Source organism: Pseudomonas sp. 3MA1, from assembly GCF_029237275.1.
Taxonomy (GTDB): Bacteria; Pseudomonadota; Gammaproteobacteria; order Pseudomonadales; family Pseudomonadaceae; genus Aquipseudomonas; species Aquipseudomonas fluorescens_AP.
In genome coordinates this window covers 144653-160526 of the sequence record NZ_JAACFX010000007.1, presented here as the reverse complement: position 1 = coordinate 160526, position 15874 = coordinate 144653, and the positions used below count along the sequence as shown (strand labels likewise).

Here is a 15874-nt window from a genome sequence, read left to right as displayed (position 1 = left end):
TCATTATTCAATGAGCCCAGGTCATGAGTTCTGCCTTGCACGAGCAGCCCTACCTCGAAAGCTGGCGCTGGATGAGTCGCCAGATCCGTTGCGCACTGGAGCCGGATGAACCGCGTCTGATTGAGCACTACCTGGCCGAAGGGCGCTATCTGGCGTGCTGCACGTCCATGTCGGCCTGGACCGTCGCTGAAACTTCCTTCCGTTTATTGCTCGATACCGCCACCGATACCGCGTTGCCCTGGCACTGGCGCAGCCTGTGCCTGGATCAGGCCTGGCGCCCATTGCGCGACATGGAGCGGTTGTCGTTGTGCAAGTGTCGGCTCAAGCGCTGGCAAAGCCATGCCTGGCGGTTGGCGACCGTATCGCTGCTGCCTTCCATTCCTCTGATTGAACTGGTGCAAGGATTTCCCGATGAGTAACTTCCGTATCGAACGCGACAGCATGGGCGAACTGCAGGTCCCGGAGCAGGCGCTGTACGGCGCGCAGACCCAGCGCGCGGTGGATAACTTTCCCATCAGCGGCCAGCGCATGCCGGCGGCCTTTATCCGTGCGCTGATCCTGGCCAAGGCCGCCGCGGCCAGGGCCAACGTCGAGCTGCAGCAGATCAGCGCCGCCCAGGGCAAGGCCATTGTCGATGCTGCTCAGGGCCTTCTTGAAGGCGATTTCATGCAGCACTTCCCGGTGGATATCTTCCAGACCGGTTCCGGCACCAGTTCCAACATGAACGCCAACGAAGTGCTGGCGACCCTGGCCAGTCGCTTGTTGGGCGAGCCGGTCAATCCCAACGACCACGTCAACTGTGGCCAGAGCAGCAACGACATCATTCCCACCACCATTCATGTCAGCGCCGCCCTGACCCTGCACGAGCGCTTGTTGCCGGCACTGGTGCATCTGGTGGAGGTCATCGAACGCAAGGCGGTAGAGGTGCATCCCTTCATCAAGACCGGGCGTACCCACCTGATGGATGCCATGCCGGTACGCATGAGCCAGGTACTGGACGGCTGGGCACAACAGCTCAAGGCCAACATCGCTCACTTGCAGGACCTGCTGCCGAGCCTGCAGGCCCTGGCCCAGGGCGGTACCGCAGTGGGCACCGGGATCAACGCCCACCCCGAGTTCGCCGCACGCTTTTGCCAGCAGTTGAGCCACCTGACCCAGGTGCAGTTCACCCCGGGCAAGAACCTGTTCGCCCTGATCGGATCCCAGGACACCGCGGTGACGGTATCCGGCCAACTCAAGGCCACCGCGGTGTCGTTGATGAAGATCGCCAACGACCTGCGCTGGATGAACTCCGGCCCGCTGGCGGGCTTGGGCGAGATCGAGCTGCAAGGGTTGCAGCCGGGCTCGTCGATCATGCCGGGCAAGGTCAATCCGGTGATTCCGGAGGCGGTGGCGATGGTTGCTGCCCAAGTCATTGGCAACGACAGCACCATCACCGTGGCCGGCCAGTCGGGCAACTTCGAGCTCAACGTGATGCTGCCGATCATCGCCCAGAACCTGCTGGGCAGTATCGAGCTGCTGGCCAACTCCAGCCGCTTGCTGGCTGACAAGGCCATTGCCAGCTTCAAGGTCAACGAAGCCAAGCTCAAGGAAGCGCTGTCGCGCAACCCGATCCTGGTCACCGCCCTGAACCCGATCATCGGTTACCAGAAGGCCGCGGAAATTGCCAAGACCGCCTACCGGCAGGGACGACCGGTGATTGATGTGGCGTTGGAACTCACCGATCTGCCGCGTAGCCAGCTGGAAATTCTGCTGGATCCGGAAAAACTCACCGCCGGCGGCGTGTAACCCTCGACACCGTTTTGGAGGCGCACCATGGAGCACTGGAAACGCACGATCGAAAGGGCCAATCGTCTCTTTATGCAGGGCGAACTGGTGGATGCTCGCGAGTTCTACCTGCAGGCGCTGGCGCTGGCCCAGGTGTTGTTCGAGCGCTGGGCGGATGCCGACGAAGCGGTGGCGGCCTGCGTGATTTCCCATCACAACCTGGCGGACCTGCATCTACACCTGAACCAGCCGGAGGAGAGCGCGGAATACCTCTGCGCGATCCATCAGCGCCTGCTGCAGACCATGCAGGACGGTCGCCTGGCCCCGGCCTTGCGCGAGGCGGCCTGGCGCCAGAGCAGCAAGACCTACGTCGAGCTGCTGAATTTCATCGGCGAGCACGGTGAATACCCCCGCACTCATCGCTTGCTGGGCGGCAACGTCACGGGGCTGTCGAGCGATAGCCCGCGCGCCAACGGCGCCCTTTTCGGAGTTCATTGATATGTCCTTTACCTTGCCTGCACTGCCTTACGCCTACGACGCCCTGGAGCCGCACATCGATGCGCAGACCATGGAGATTCACTACAGCAAGCACCACCAGACCTACATCAACAACCTCAATGCCGCAGTGGAGGGCACCGAATGGGCCGGTTGGGAGATCGAGAAACTGGTGGCCAGCGTCCAGCAACTGCCTGAGCAGCTTCGTGCCGCCGTGATCAACCAGGGCGGCGGTCATGCCAACCATTCCCTGTTCTGGGCCGTCATGACCCCGGCAGGCGGCGGCAGGCCCGACGGTGCCCTGGGGCAGGCCATCGAGCAGCAACTGGGCGGTTTCGAACGCTTCAAGGAGGCCTTCACCAAGGCCGCGCTGAGCCGTTTCGGCAGCGGCTGGGCCTGGCTCAGCGTGACCCCGGAGAAAAGACTGGTGGTGGAAAGCAGCGCCAATCAGGACAGCCCGCTGATGAACGGCAATACGCCCATTCTTGGTCTGGACGTGTGGGAGCATGCCTATTACCTGCGTTATCAGAACCGGCGGCCGGAATACATCAACGCCTTCTACAACGTGATCAACTGGCCGGAAGTGGCTCAGCGCTACCGGGCGGCGATGGCTTGATCCCTTCTCCTGCAAACAAGATCTAAGGCCGATTATGGGCACGGAAACACTGGCGATCAGTAGCGGGCGAATGTTTCGCTATGCCTTCGGTTCGCTGCTGCTGTTGGCGGGTACGGCTTTGCTGGTGGCGCAAGGGTTGAGCTGGTTGAACGTGGAGCCGCGCTTGCTGCGTGCCTTGCAGGGCGGTTCCATTTGCGCGCTGGGCACGGCATTGGGGGCGGTCCCGGTGCTGGTGATCCGGCAAATGCCGGTGGCCGTGAGCGACACCCTGCTGGGTTTTGGGGCCGGAGTGATGTTGGCGGCGACGGCGTTTTCACTGATTGTCCCCGGCATTGCCGCGGCCCAGGACCTGGGCTTGTCTGCCTGGGGCTCCAGCGGCCTGATCTGCGCCGGCATCATGCTGGGGGCCTGTGTTCTGTTTTTGGTGGATCGCAAGATTTCCGGGGGCAGCCCGGAGCTGCTGGTGGGTACGTCGGAGCATCCGGTGATTGCCCCGCGTATCTGGCTGTTCGTCTTCGCGATCATTGCCCACAACATTCCTGAAGGGATGGCGGTGGGGGTGTCGGCCGGAGGTGGCATGCCGGACGCGGACAGCCTGGCCATGGGCATTGCCCTGCAGGATGTACCGGAAGGACTGGTGATTGCCCTGGTGTTGGCGGGGGCGGGAATGTCGCGGGTCAAGGCGTTCCTGATCGGCGCCGCTTCAGGCCTGGTGGAGCCGGTCTTTGCCTTGCTTTGTGCCTGGCTGGTGAGCCTGGCGCAGGTGCTGCTGCCCTTGGGGCTGGCCCTGGCGGCGGGGGCGATGTTGTTGGTGGTCACTCATGAAGTGATTCCCGAGTCGCGTCGCAATGGCCATGACAAGCTTGCCAGCCTCGGGCTGTGTATCGGTTTTTGCCTGATGATGGTGATGGACACGGCGCTCGCCTGATTGCCGTGTGGCGAGGGGCTCGCTCGTGCTTACTCGCCTTCGTCGAAGTAGTTGTTGATCAGGGCAACCAGTGCATCCAGTGCTTCCTGTTCCTGCTCGCCTTCGGTCTTGAGGTGGATCTTGGTGCCCTTGCCGGCGGCGAGCATCATCATGGCCATGATGCTTTTGCCGTCGACCATGGAGTCCGGGGTCCTGCCGGCGCGGATCTGGCAGGGGAACTGGCCGGCCACGCCGACGAACTTGGCCGAGGCACGGGCGTGCAAGCCCAGTTTGTTGATGATCTCGATTTCCAGAGCTGGCATCGCGGGGTAGATCCTTTCAGCTAAGGTCGCGGTGGCGAACCTGGACGTTCTTCAGGGTTTTTTGCAACACCTTGCCCAGGCGCTCGGTCAGGTACACGGAGCGGTGGTGCCCGCCGGTGCAGCCAATGGCAATGGTTACGTAGGCGCGGTTGCTGGCGGCGAAGCGCGGCAGCCACTTGAGCAGATAGCTTTCGATGTCCTGGAACATCTCCTCGACATCGGGTTGTGCGGCCAGGTATTCCGCCACCGGGGCGTCCAGTCCGGATTGGGCGCGCAGTTCGGGCTTCCAATACGGGTTGGGCAGGCAGCGAACGTCAAACACCAGATCGGCGTCCACCGGCATGCCGCGCTTGAAACCAAAGGACTCCACCAGGAACGCGGTGCCGGGTTCCGGCTGGTTCAACAGGCGCAGCTTGATGGTGTCCCGCAGTTGGTAGAGGTTCAGATTGGTGGTGTTGACCTTGAGGTCGGCCAGATCGACGATCGGGCCCAGCAGTTGGGTTTCATCGTGGATGGCTTCGGCCAGCGAGCGATTGGCACTGCTCAGCGGGTGACGACGACGAGTTTCCGAGAAGCGCTTGAGCAGGGTTTCCTCGTCGGCATCCAGGTACAGCACATCGCACTGGATATGCCGGCTGCGCACTTCTTCCAGCAGCTCGGGAAAGCGTGACAGATGGCTGGGCAGGTTGCGGGCGTCGATGGACACCGCCACCAGCGGTTGTGCCAGTTCAGTGTGAATCAATGCACGTTCGGCCAGCTCGGGCAGCAAGCCTGCGGGCAGGTTGTCGATGCAGTAGTAGCCGTGATCCTCGAGGACATCGAGGGCGGTGCTTTTACCTGAGCCGGAACGGCCGCTGACGATGATCAAGCGCATGATTACTGACCGTTTTGCTCGTCCAGGACAACCTGATACAAGGCTTCGTTGCTGGTGGCACTGCGCAGGCGATCACGGACTTCCTTGCGATCGAGCATGCTGGCGATCTGCCGCAGCAGTTCCAGGTGGGCATCGGTGGCGGCTTCCGGGACCAGCAGGACAAACAGCAGGTCGACCGGGGCGCCGTCGATGGCGTCGAAATCGATGGGGGCGTCCAGGTGCATCAGTGCACTGATGGGCGACTCACAGCCTTTGAGGCGGCAGTGGGGAATAGCGATGCCGTTGCCAAAACCGGTGGAGCCGAGTTTCTCGCGGGCGATCAGGCTCTCGAAGACGTCCTGCATCTCCAGATCAGGCACTTCACGGCTGATCAGGTTGGCAATTTGTTCGAGGGCGCGTTTTTTACTGCCGCCCGGCACGTTCACCAGGGAACGGCCGGGGGTCAGGATGCTTTCAAGTCGGATCATGGGAGGGGAGTGTTAGCGACCCGTGCCTTGGAGAAGGTGGAGTTGCTTTTCCTTATGCTTTTTCAGTTGGCGGTCAAGCTTGTCCGTGAGCAGGTCGATTGCGGCATACATATCGTCATGTTCTGCATTGGCGACGACCTCCCCACCGTGGATGTGCAGCGTGGCTTCGATTTTCTGCTTCAGTTTTTCGACGGCCATGGTGACCTGCACATTGGTAATCTTGTCGAAATGCCGCTCCAGCCGGTCGAGTTTTTCGCCGATGTAAGCGCGCAGAGGTTCAGTCACTTCGAGTTGGTGTCCACTGATGTTGACTTGCATACAGCTTCTCCTTCGTTGCCAGTGCATAACGCGGCAGGCTGAGGTGCCTGCCACCTAGACCATGCCTGCAATCACTGGCTCAGCCAGCTTGCAGGCACGCTCTGAAACGCTGTGGCCGGCCCGGCGGTTACATCAACCGCTTCCGTTCGCTGGAAGGCGCGATCCCAAGGGATTCGCGGTACTTGGCGACGGTCCGACGGGCTACCTGAATGCCTTGTGCCTCCAGTAAACCAGCGATCTTGCTGTCACTCAACGGCTTTTTCTGATTTTCCGCGGCCACCAGTTTTTTGATGATCGCGCGGATTGCCGTGGACGAGCATTCGCCGCCTTCCGAGGTGCTGACGTGGCTGGAGAAAAAGTATTTCAGTTCATATATGCCCCGAGGGGTATGCATGAATTTTTGCGTGGTCACCCGGGAAATCGTTGATTCGTGCATGCCTACCGCTTCGGCAATGTCATGCAGAACCAGGGGTTTCATGGCTTCGTCGCCGTACTCTAGGAAGCCCCGTTGGTGCTCGACGATCTGGGTGGCGACTTTCATCAGGGTTTCGTTGCGGCTCTGCAGGCTCTTGATGAACCAGCGGGCTTCCTGCAACTGATTGCGCATGAAGGTGTTGTCGGCGCTGGTGTCGGCGCGGCGAACAAAGCCGGCGTACTGTGCGTTGACCCGCAGGCGTGGCACGGATTCCTGGTTCAACTCCACCAGCCAGCGCTCGTTGTCCTTGCGCACGATGACGTCCGGGACCACGTACTCGGCTTCGCTGGATTCGATCTGCGAGCCCGGGCGCGGATTGAGACTTTGCACCAGTTCGATGACCTGGCGCAGTTCGTCTTCCTTGAGCTTCATGCGGCGCATCAATTGGCTGTAGTCGCGACTGCCCAGAAGGTCGATGTAATCGCTGACCAGGCGCTGGGCCTCGCTCAGCCAAGGGGTTTTCGCCGGCAGTTGGCGCAGTTGCAGGAGCAGGCATTCACCCAGGTTGCGTGCACCGATACCGGCAGGTTCGAATTGCTGGATGCGATGCAGGACGGCTTCGATCTCGTCCAGCTCGATGTCCAGCTCCGGATCGAAGGCCTCGAGGATTTCCTCAAGGGTTTCGTCCAGGTAGCCCTGATTGTTGATGCAATCGATCAGGGTCACGGCGATCAGGCGATCGGTGTCCGACATCGGGGCCAGGTTCAGTTGCCAGAGCAGGTGGCTCTGCAGGCTTTCACCGGCCGATGTGCGAGTGGTGAAGTCCCACTCGTCGTCATCGCTGCAGGGCAGGCTGCTGGCGCTGGTCTGGTAGACGTCTTCCCAGGCGGTGTCCACGGGCAGTTCGTTGGGGATGCGTTCGTTCCACTCGCCTTCCTCGAGGTTGTCCACCGTGGGGGCGGTTTCCTGATAGGAGGGTTCCTGGATTTCGGTATTGGGTTTGGACTCGGTGTTGTCGGCCAGGGGGTCACTGTTGTCGAAGTCGTCGCCGTCTTCCTGGCGTTCGAGCATCGGGTTGGACTCCAGGGCTTCCTGGATTTCCTGTTGCAGGTCCAGGGTCGACAATTGGAGCAGGCGGATGGCCTGTTGCAGCTGCGGTGTCATCGTCAGCTGCTGGCCCATTCTCAGGACTAGCGATGGTTTCATGGCAGGGGCTTAACACCTTATTTGCCGGCGCACATGCGCCATCCACTACAGGGCGCCGGAGCGCCAAACATAAGCAAATTATATGCCTGAAACTGAAGTGTTTGCCTAGAGCGCTGTAACAATAAAGTTTGTGGGGATTTATCGTTTCCGGCGCTCTGGCGTCTGGCCCGACACCTCAGCCGTTACAGGCGGAACTCATGGCCCAGATAGACTTCCTTGACCAGTTCATTGGCCAGAATAGTCTCGGAGTCGCCTTCGGCGATCAGTTGCCCGTCGTTGACGATATAGGCGGTCTCACAGATGTCCAGGGTTTCCCGGACGTTGTGGTCAGTGATCAGCACACCGATGCCTTTGGCCTTCAGGTGATGGATGATCTGCTTGATATCGCCGACCGAGATCGGATCCACACCGGCGAAGGGTTCGTCCAGCAGGATGAACTTGGGGGCGGTAGCCAGCGCTCTGGCGATTTCCACGCGGCGGCGCTCACCACCGGACAGGCTCATGCCGAGGTTGTCGCGGATGTGGTTGATGTGGAATTCCTGCAGCAGGCTTTCCAGCTCCTGGCGACGGCCGGCCTTGTCGAGCTCCTTGCGGGTCTCGAGGATGGCCATGATGTTGTCGGCCACCGACAGCTTGCGAAAGATCGAGGCTTCCTGGGGCAGGTAGCCGATACCGGCGCGGGCGCGACCGTGCATCGGTTGGTGGCTGACGTCCAGATCGTCGATCAGCACGCGGCCCTGATCGGCCTGGACCAGGCCGACGATCATGTAGAAGCAGGTGGTCTTGCCGGCGCCATTGGGGCCGAGCAGGCCGACGATCTGACCGCTGTCGATGGACAGGCTGACATCACGCACGACCTGGCGGCTCTTGTAGCTCTTGGCCAGGTGCTGAGCTTTCAGAGTTGCCATTACTGGGCCTTTTGCTCGTCGGTTTTCTTTTTCGGCTGGATGACCATGTCGATCCGCGGACGTGGCGCGGTGACCGAGCTGCCATTGGCGCGACCGGCGTTAGCCACTTGCTTGACGGTGTCGTAGACGATTTTCTCGCCTTCGGTGGTGTTGCCGTCGTTGATCACCTTGGCCTTGTCGATCAGCACGATGCGGTTCTGCTGGGCATGGTACTGGATGGTCACGGCGTAGGCCTGGACCGGTTTCGGGTCGGTCTGCTTCTGCAGCTGCTCGAAGTAGGCGAGGTTGCCCACCGAAGTCACGACATCGATTTCGCCAGTCTTGGATCGGGTGATGGTCACGGTGTTGCCGGTGATCTTCATCGAGCCCTGGGTGATGATCACATCGCCCTTGTAGGTGGCCACGCCGTTCTTGTCGTCCAGCTGGGCGTCGTCGGCCTGAATACGGATCGGCTGTTGGCTATCGTTCGGCAGAGCCCAGGCGCTCACGCTTCCCAGTGCTGCGCCCAGACTGAGCAAAATAGGGAGGGTTTTAACGAGCCTCATACTGTCCTCTTACGTTCGATAGCAGGTTCATCCTGCCGTCTTTCAAATACGCTTTCATTCCCTTGGCAGTGGTCACGCCGTCGGCGCCGTCGATTCTAACGGCTTGCTCGGTCTGCGCATATTGCTTCTGCGGGAATACTGTCATGCGGCTGGTGGTGATCAGCAGGTTGCGGTTGTGCTCATCGGTGCGGGAAACCCGGACCGAATCGATCAGCTCGACCTCGGTGCCGTCCGGATTGACTTCGCCGCGCTCGCTCTGGACGTGCCAGGGATAAGTGGTGCCGCGGTACATCTGCAGGTCGGGCTTGGTCAGCAGCGTCACTTCGCTGGCCTTGATGTGCTCGACCTTGTCCGAGGTCATTTCGTACTGCAGTTTGCCGTCGGGCAGGTACTGCACGCTGCGGGCGTTGATCGCGTAATAGTCGATGGCGCTCTCGTCGACCTGCACCACAGGCTTGTCGAGGAAGCGTTCCGGGCTGATGTTCCAGTAGCCGACCGCCGCGAACAGCAGGGCGATGGTCCCGAAGATCAGGATGGTGCGAATCTTTTTACTCAGCATGGGAGGGCTCTATAAATAAGCGGCATTGGCTGCTTCAAGGCGATCCTGGGCGCGCAGGATCAGCTCGCAGAACTCCCGTGCGGCGCCTTCGCCGCCACGGGCGAGGGTAATGCCGTGGGCGTGTTCGCGGACAAAGCCGGCGGCGTTGGCCACCGCCATGCCCAGGCCGACACGGCGGATCACCGGCAGGTCGGGCAGGTCGTCACCCAGGTAGGCGACCTGTTCATAGCTTAGGCCCAGTTGGCCAAGAAGTTCGTCCAGTACCACCAGCTTGTCTTCGCGGCCCTGGTACAGGTGGGGAATCCCCAGGTTCTTGGCCCGACGCTCCACCACCGGGGTCTTGCGCCCGCTGATGATCGCGGTCTGCACCCCAGCGGCCATGAGCATCTTGATGCCTTGGCCGTCGAGGGTGTTGAAGGTCTTGAACTCGCTGCCGTCTTCAAGGAAGTACAGGCGACCGTCGGTCAGGACGCCGTCGACGTCGAAGACCGCCAGCTTGATGTGTTTACCGCGTTGCAGCAGGTCGGCACTCATTTACATCACTCCCGCGCGCAGCAGGTCGTGCATGTTCAAGGCGCCGATCGGCCGGTCTTCCTTGTCCACCACCACCAGGGCGCTGATTTTATGGTCTTCCATGATCTTCAGGGCTTCGGCGGCCAGCATATCGGCACGGGCGGTCTTGCCATGAGGGGTCATGACCGAATCGATGGTGGCGTGGTGGATATCGATGGCGCGATCCAGGGTGCGGCGCAGGTCGCCGTCGGTGAAGATCCCGGCCAGGCGACCGTCGGCTTCCAGGATCACGGTCATGCCCAGGCCCTTGCGGGTCATTTCCATGAGCGCATCCTTGAGCAGGGTGCCCCGTTGCACCTGTGGCAGGTCGCTGCCTTCGTGCATCACGTTCTCGACCTTGAGCAGCAGGCGGCGGCCCAGGGCGCCTCCGGGATGGGAGAACGCGAAGTCTTCGGCGGTGAACCCGCGAGCTTCCAGCAGGGCCACGGCCAGGGCATCGCCCATGACCAGGGCTGCAGTGGTCGAGGAGGTCGGCGCCAGGTTCAGCGGGCAGGCCTCGTGTTCGACATGCACATTCAGGTTGACGTCGGCGGCCTTGGCCAGCGGCGACTCGGGGTTGCCGGTGAGGCTGATCAGCTGGATGCCCAGGCGCTTGATCAGCGGCAGCAGGGTGACGATTTCGTTGGTGGAGCCGGAGTTGGAGAGGGCCAGGATCACGTCGTCGCGGGTGATCATGCCCATGTCGCCATGACTGGCTTCGGCCGGATGGACAAAGAAAGCCGTGGTTCCGGTGCTCGCCAGAGTCGCCGCGATCTTGTTGCCGACGTGCCCGGACTTGCCCATGCCCACCACGACCACGCGGCCTTTGCTGGCCAGAATCATCTCGCAAGCGCGTACGAAATCTGCGTCGATATGGGGCAGCAAGCCTTCTACGGCCTGAAGTTCGAGGCGGATGGTGCGTTGTGCTGATTGAATCAGGTCGCTGGATTGGCTCATGTCTGAAATCGTATAGCCCGATGAAAAGGCGGCGATTATAGCGGTAATGAACAAATCCCTCACGCAAGTTCGTCAGCCTTTGTCCGTCCGGTATCAGGATTCCTCCGATTTCGCCTGTCCTGGACCTGAACGTTGACGGCTTCGGCCTTGGGGGCGTCGTATCAGCAGTGATATAGTTCGCCGCCAGTTCGGCCTGCCCAGGGGCACGTACTCCCGGCAGGGAGCCAAGCGTCCGAGTGATAGGCTGCATCGCAAGGAGTTTAGATGAGTGCCGATAACGCCTACGCGGTCGAGCTGAAGGGACTGTCCTTCAAGCGCGGTGCGCGCAGCATTTTCAATAACGTGGATATCCGTATTCCGCGGGGCAAGGTCACCGGCATCATGGGGCCTTCCGGCTGCGGAAAAACCACCCTGTTGCGCTTGATGGGCATGCAGTTGCGGCCCAGCAGCGGCGAAGTGTGGGTCAACGGCCAGAATCTGCCGACCCTCTCGCGCAGCGATCTGTTCGATGCACGCAAGCAGATGGGCGTGCTGTTTCAGAGTGGCGCGCTGTTCACCGATCTGGATGTGTTCGAGAACGTGGCCTTTCCGCTGCGGGTGCATACCGAGCTGCCGGACGAGATGATTCGCGACATTGTCCTGCTCAAGCTGCAGGCGGTGGGCCTGCGCGGTGCCGTCGACCTGATGCCTGATGAGCTGTCCGGCGGCATGAAGCGTCGGGTCGCCCTGGCCCGGGCCATCGCCCTGGACCCGCAGATTCTCATGTACGACGAGCCTTTCGTGGGGCAGGACCCGATTGCCATGGGCGTCCTGGTGCGCTTGATTCGCCTGCTCAACGATGCCCTGGGCATTACCAGCATCGTGGTGTCCCACGATCTTGCGGAAACCGCGAGCATTGCCGATTACCTCTATGTGGTCGGCGACGGCCAGGTATTGGGGCAGGGAACTCCTGACGAACTGATGGACTCCGACAATCCGCGTATCCGTCAATTCATGAAGGGCGATCCCGACGGCCCGGTGCCGTTTCACTTTCCAGCGACGGATTACCGCGCAGATCTTCTGGGGAAGCGCTGATGCGCAAAATATCGCTAATCGAGAGGGTTCGCCTCTTCGGTCGCTCAGGCATCGATGTCCTGGCGGTACTGGGGCGTTCCACCTTGTTCCTGTTTCACGCGCTGCTGGGACGCGGCGGCATCGGCGGCAGTTTCGGCCTGCTGATCAAGCAACTGCACTCCGTGGGCGTGATGTCCCTGGTGATCATCGTCGTGTCCGGGGTCTTTATCGGCATGGTGCTGGCGCTGCAGGGCTTCAACATTCTCTCCAGCTACGGTTCGGAGCAGGCGGTAGGGCAGATGGTCGCCCTGACCCTGTTGCGCGAACTGGGGCCGGTGGTCACCGCGCTGCTGTTCGCCGGTCGCGCCGGTTCGGCGCTGACGGCCGAGATCGGCAACATGAAATCCACCGAGCAGCTCTCCAGCCTGGAGATGATCGGGGTCGACCCGCTCAAGTACATCATCGCGCCGCGCCTGTGGGCCGGCTTCATTTCCCTGCCGCTGCTGGCGATGATTTTCAGCGTGGTGGGGATCTGGGGCGGTTCCTGGGTTGCCGTGGACTGGCTGGGGGTCTATGAAGGTTCCTACTGGTCGAACATGCAGAACAGCGTGACCTTCAGCGGTGACGTACTCAATGGTGTGATCAAAAGTATCGTTTTTGCGTTTGTAGTGACCTGGATCGCCGTATTCCAAGGCTACGACTGTGAGCCCACTTCAGAGGGGATCAGCCGTGCCACTACCAAGACCGTGGTGTATGCCTCGTTGGCCGTACTGGGCTTGGACTTTATTCTGACCGCCTTGATGTTTGGAGATTTCTGATGCAAAACCGCACCCTGGAAATCGGTGTCGGCCTTTTCCTGCTGGCCGGCATTCTGGCTTTGCTGTTGCTTGCCCTGCGAGTCAGTGGCTTGTCTCCCAGCGCAAGCACCGATACCTACAAGCTTTACGCCTACTTCGACAATATCGCCGGTTTGACGGTCAGAGCTAAGGTGACCATGGCCGGGGTAACCATCGGCAAGGTCACGGCGATCGATCTGGACCGTGACAGCTTCACCGGTCGGGTGACGATGCAACTGGAAAAACGTGTGGATAATCTACCGACCGACTCCACTGCATCTATTCTGACGGCTGGCCTGTTGGGTGAGAAATACATCGGTATCAGCGTGGGCGGGGAAGAAGCCTTGCTCAAGGATGGTGGAACCATCCACGACACCCAGTCGTCGCTGGTGCTGGAGGACCTGATCGGTAAATTCCTGCTCAATACCGTTAGCAAAGACGCCAAATGAGGAGTTTTTCGATGATCTCGATCTTGCGACGTGGCCTGTTGGTGCTGCTGGCGGCCCTGCCGTTGCTGGCTAACGCGGCCGCTGCACCTTCCGCCCACGATCTGGTGCAGGACACCACCACCCGCCTGCTGGCGGATCTGGCGGCCAACAAGGAAAAGTACAAGCAAAGCCCGAACGACTTCTACAACGCCCTGAACGGCATTGTCGGTCCGGTGGTGGATGCCGACGGCATCTCCCGCAGCATCATGACCGTGAAGTATTCGCGCAAGGCCACGCCGGAGCAGATGGCGCGCTTCCAGGAAAACTTCAAGCGCAGCCTGATGCAGTTCTATGGCAACGCCTTGCTCGAGTACAACAACCAGGGCATCACCGTTTCTCCGGCCAAGGATGAAAGCGGCACCCGTACCAGCGTGGACATGCAGGTCAAAGGCAACAACGGCGCTATCTATCCAGTGTCCTACACCCTGGAAAAGATCAACGACGAGTGGAAAGTGCGCAACGTGATCATCAACGGCATCAACATCGGCAAGCTGTTCCGTGATCAGTTCGCCGACGCCATGCAGCGCAACGGCAACAACCTGGACAAGACCATCGACGGCTGGGCCGGCGAAGTGGCCAAGGCCAAGGAAGTCACCGAAGACGCTGCCCATAAGGCGGCACAATGAGCGAGTCGGCCGTGCGCCTGGGTGACGCCGGGGAGCTGCTGATCAGTGGCGTGCTGGACTACCGCAGCGGCCCGGGCCTGCGCAAGCAGGGTCTGGCGCTGATCAAGTCGAGTCCGGGCACGGCCCTGGTACTCGACTGCTCGGCGGTGGAAAAGTCCAGCAGTGTCGGTCTGGCCCTGTTGCTGGCCTTCATTCGCGACGGTCAGGGCCTTGGCAAGACCGTGAGTGTTCGTGCCTTGCCCGAGGACATGCGAGAAATCGCCGAGGTATCCGGGGTCACTGAGATCCTCCTCCATCCGTAGTAACCCTCATCTATAGAGAAGCCCCCCGTCAGAGTCCTGCTATGCGGGGTTCGCAGGCGCGGGGCTTTTTTGTATGATGTCCGACCCGCGCGCACAGGGCGCCGATTGAGGTTGAGCATGCAGGCCAACGAAGTGAAGAGCTTTCTTGAGGGAAAGCTGCCCGGAGCTCAGGTAGAAGTTGAGGGCGAAGGCTGCAACTTTCAGCTGAACGTGATTAGCGACGAACTGGTGGCGTTGAGCCCGGTCAAGCGTCAGCAGAGCATCTATGCCCATTTGAATCCATGGATTGCCGATGGCAGCATCCATGCGATCACCATGAAATTTTTCAGCCGCGCGGCCTGGGCCGAGCGCACCTGAGCCCAAGGGCGTCGAGACTGTTATGGATAAATTGATTATTACCGGCGGCGTTCGCCTTGATGGCGAGATCCGCATTTCCGGGGCCAAGAACTCCGCGCTGCCGATTCTGGCGGCAACCCTGCTGTGCGATGGCCCGGTCACCGTGGCCAACCTGCCGCACCTGCACGACATCACCACCATGATCGAGCTGTTCGGCCGCATGGGCATCGAACCGGTGATCGACGAGAAGCTCAGTGTCGAAATCGACCCGCGCACCATCAAGACCCTGGTAGCGCCCTACGAGCTGGTGAAAACCATGCGCGCCTCGATCCTGGTACTGGGCCCGATGGTTGCCCGCTTCGGTGAGGCCGAAGTGGCCCTGCCAGGCGGTTGCGCCATCGGTTCGCGTCCGGTCGACCTGCACATCCGCGGCCTGGAAGCCATGGGCGCGGTGATCGACGTCGAAGGCGGCTACATCAAGGCCAAGGCCCCTGAAGGCGGCCTGCGCGGCGCGAATTTCTTCTTCGATACCGTGAGCGTGACCGGTACCGAGAACATCATGATGGCCGCGGCCCTGGCCCGTGGCCGCAGCGTGCTGCAGAACGCCGCCCGCGAACCGGAAGTCGTCGACCTGGCGAACTTCCTGATCGCCATGGGCGCGAAGATTTCCGGCGCCGGCACCGACACCATCACCATCGATGGCGTCGAGCGCCTGCATTCGGCGACCTACAAGGTCATGCCCGACCGTATCGAAACCGGCACCTACCTGGTGGCGGCTGCCGTCACTGGCGGCCGGGTCAAGGTCAAGGACACCGATCCGACCATCCTTGAAGCCGTACTGGAAAAACTCAAGGAAGCCGGCGCTGAAGTCACCACCGGCAGCGACTGGATCGAGCTCAACATGCACGGCAAGCGCCCCAAGGCGGTCAACGTGCGTACCGCTCCGTACCCGGCGTTCCCGACCGACATGCAGGCGCAGTTCATTTCCCTGAACGCGATTGCCGAAGGCACGGGCGCGGTCATCGAGACCATCTTCGAAAACCGCTTCATGCACGTGTACGAGCTGCACCGCATGGGCGCCAAGATCCAGGTCGAAGGCAACACCGCGATCGTTACCGGCACCGAGATCCTCAAGGGCGCGCCAGTCATGGCCACCGACCTGCGGGCCTCGGCCAGCCTGGTGATCTCGGCCCTGATGGCCGAAGGCGACACCCTGATCGACCGCATCTACCACATCGACCGTGGTTACGAGTGCATCGAAGAGAAGCTGCAGATGCTCGGCGCCAAGATCCGCCGCGTACCGGGCTAGTTGCATGACGGGCAC

Annotated in this window: 22 protein-coding genes; 12 read left to right on the top strand and 10 right to left on the bottom strand. The window is 61.2% G+C overall.

Features of this window, described 5'->3' with window-relative positions; translation table 11 throughout:
* Positions 1-23 precede the first annotated feature (23 nt).
* From GWQ44_RS19700 to GWQ44_RS19680, 5 genes are read left to right on the top strand one after another with little or no spacing between them, the layout of a single operon-like run.
* Positions 24-419: a hypothetical protein gene (locus GWQ44_RS19700; protein WP_016966631.1), complete on the top strand. Its 396-nt coding sequence runs from the start codon at positions 24-26 to the stop codon at positions 417-419.
* Positions 412-1788: a class II fumarate hydratase gene (locus GWQ44_RS19695; protein ID WP_047301776.1), complete on the top strand. Its 1377-nt coding sequence runs from the start codon at positions 412-414 to the stop codon at positions 1786-1788. Before GWQ44_RS19700 ends, GWQ44_RS19695 begins: the two co-directional genes overlap by 8 nt.
* Before the next feature lie 27 nt (positions 1789-1815).
* On the top strand, positions 1816-2265 hold the full coding sequence (locus GWQ44_RS19690) for a hypothetical protein (protein WP_103740922.1): 450 nt from the start codon (positions 1816-1818) through the stop codon (positions 2263-2265).
* 1 nt (position 2266) lies between these two features.
* A complete protein-coding gene (locus GWQ44_RS19685; RefSeq protein WP_103740923.1) occupies positions 2267-2878 on the top strand; it encodes a superoxide dismutase in 612 nt (203 codons plus the stop codon).
* 34 nt (positions 2879-2912) lie between these two features.
* On the top strand, positions 2913-3806 hold the full coding sequence (locus GWQ44_RS19680) for a ZIP family metal transporter (RefSeq protein WP_275928094.1): 894 nt from the start codon (positions 2913-2915) through the stop codon (positions 3804-3806).
* Positions 3807-3835: 29 nt separating this feature from the next.
* On the opposite strand, the gene GWQ44_RS19675 is transcribed toward GWQ44_RS19680, so the two are convergent.
* From GWQ44_RS19675 to GWQ44_RS19630, 10 genes are all read right to left on the bottom strand, one after another.
* The gene (locus tag GWQ44_RS19675; RefSeq protein ID WP_016966639.1) at positions 3836-4108 is read right to left on the bottom strand and encodes an HPr family phosphocarrier protein; all 273 of its coding nucleotides are present in this window, start codon (positions 4106-4108) and stop codon (positions 3836-3838) included.
* 16 nt (positions 4109-4124) lie between these two features.
* Positions 4125-4982, bottom strand: coding sequence for an RNase adapter RapZ (gene rapZ, locus GWQ44_RS19670; RefSeq protein ID WP_016966640.1), 858 nt, complete (start codon positions 4980-4982; stop codon positions 4125-4127).
* Between the two features lie 2 nt (positions 4983-4984).
* Positions 4985-5449 (bottom strand): PTS IIA-like nitrogen regulatory protein PtsN, encoded by a 465-nt coding sequence (gene ptsN / locus GWQ44_RS19665; RefSeq protein WP_011059267.1) that lies wholly within the window; start codon positions 5447-5449, stop codon positions 4985-4987.
* 12 nt (positions 5450-5461) lie between these two features.
* Positions 5462-5767: a ribosome-associated translation inhibitor RaiA gene (gene raiA, locus GWQ44_RS19660; RefSeq protein WP_016966642.1), complete on the bottom strand. Its 306-nt coding sequence runs from the start codon at positions 5765-5767 to the stop codon at positions 5462-5464.
* A 127-nt stretch (positions 5768-5894) separates the two neighbouring features.
* Positions 5895-7388 carry an RNA polymerase factor sigma-54 gene (locus tag GWQ44_RS19655; RefSeq protein WP_275928093.1) on the bottom strand — a complete coding sequence of 498 codons (1494 nt, stop codon included), beginning with the start codon at positions 7386-7388 and terminating at the stop codon, positions 5895-5897.
* A gap of 182 nt (positions 7389-7570) precedes the next feature.
* Positions 7571-8296, bottom strand: a complete 726-nt coding sequence (gene lptB / locus GWQ44_RS19650) for an LPS export ABC transporter ATP-binding protein (protein ID WP_011059270.1) — start codon at positions 8294-8296, stop codon at positions 7571-7573.
* Entirely contained in the window at positions 8296-8841 is a 546-nt protein-coding gene (lptA, locus tag GWQ44_RS19645) for a lipopolysaccharide transport periplasmic protein LptA (protein ID WP_011059271.1), read from the bottom strand. Before lptA ends, lptB begins: the two co-directional genes overlap by 1 nt.
* Complete coding sequence (lptC, locus tag GWQ44_RS19640; RefSeq protein ID WP_016966644.1) at positions 8828-9400, bottom strand: LPS export ABC transporter periplasmic protein LptC; 573 nt, start codon at positions 9398-9400, stop codon at positions 8828-8830. The genes lptA and lptC overlap by 14 nt, the downstream gene beginning before the upstream one ends.
* A 9-nt stretch (positions 9401-9409) precedes the next feature.
* Positions 9410-9934: an HAD family hydrolase gene (locus tag GWQ44_RS19635; RefSeq protein WP_016966645.1), complete on the bottom strand. Its 525-nt coding sequence runs from the start codon at positions 9932-9934 to the stop codon at positions 9410-9412.
* Complete coding sequence (locus tag GWQ44_RS19630) at positions 9935-10909, bottom strand: KpsF/GutQ family sugar-phosphate isomerase (RefSeq protein WP_011059274.1); 975 nt, start codon at positions 10907-10909, stop codon at positions 9935-9937. It lies immediately after the preceding gene.
* Between the two features lie 264 nt (positions 10910-11173).
* On the opposite strand from GWQ44_RS19630, the gene GWQ44_RS19625 reads away from it, so the two are divergent.
* The 7 genes from GWQ44_RS19625 (at position 11174) to murA (ending at position 15859) form a co-directional block, all read left to right on the top strand.
* Complete coding sequence (locus GWQ44_RS19625) at positions 11174-11983, top strand: ATP-binding cassette domain-containing protein (RefSeq protein ID WP_016966646.1); 810 nt, start codon at positions 11174-11176, stop codon at positions 11981-11983.
* The gene (mlaE, locus tag GWQ44_RS19620) at positions 11983-12780 is read left to right on the top strand and encodes a lipid asymmetry maintenance ABC transporter permease subunit MlaE (RefSeq protein WP_016966647.1); all 798 of its coding nucleotides are present in this window, start codon (positions 11983-11985) and stop codon (positions 12778-12780) included. The genes GWQ44_RS19625 and mlaE overlap by 1 nt, the downstream gene beginning before the upstream one ends.
* Positions 12780-13247 (top strand): outer membrane lipid asymmetry maintenance protein MlaD, encoded by a 468-nt coding sequence (mlaD, locus tag GWQ44_RS19615; protein ID WP_016966648.1) that lies wholly within the window; start codon positions 12780-12782, stop codon positions 13245-13247. Before mlaE ends, mlaD begins: the two co-directional genes overlap by 1 nt.
* Positions 13248-13258: 11 nt before the next feature.
* Positions 13259-13912 carry an ABC transporter substrate-binding protein gene (locus tag GWQ44_RS19610; protein ID WP_016966649.1) on the top strand — a complete coding sequence of 218 codons (654 nt, stop codon included), beginning with the start codon at positions 13259-13261 and terminating at the stop codon, positions 13910-13912.
* Positions 13909-14214, top strand: coding sequence for an STAS domain-containing protein (locus tag GWQ44_RS19605; RefSeq protein ID WP_047301785.1), 306 nt, complete (start codon positions 13909-13911; stop codon positions 14212-14214). Before GWQ44_RS19610 ends, GWQ44_RS19605 begins: the two co-directional genes overlap by 4 nt.
* A 117-nt stretch (positions 14215-14331) precedes the next feature.
* Positions 14332-14571, top strand: coding sequence for a BolA family protein (locus tag GWQ44_RS19600; RefSeq protein WP_016966651.1), 240 nt, complete (start codon positions 14332-14334; stop codon positions 14569-14571).
* Positions 14572-14593: 22 nt separating this feature from the next.
* Positions 14594-15859, top strand: a complete 1266-nt coding sequence (murA, locus tag GWQ44_RS19595) for a UDP-N-acetylglucosamine 1-carboxyvinyltransferase (protein ID WP_047301786.1) — start codon at positions 14594-14596, stop codon at positions 15857-15859.
* The last annotated feature ends 15 nt before the right edge of the window (positions 15860-15874 follow it).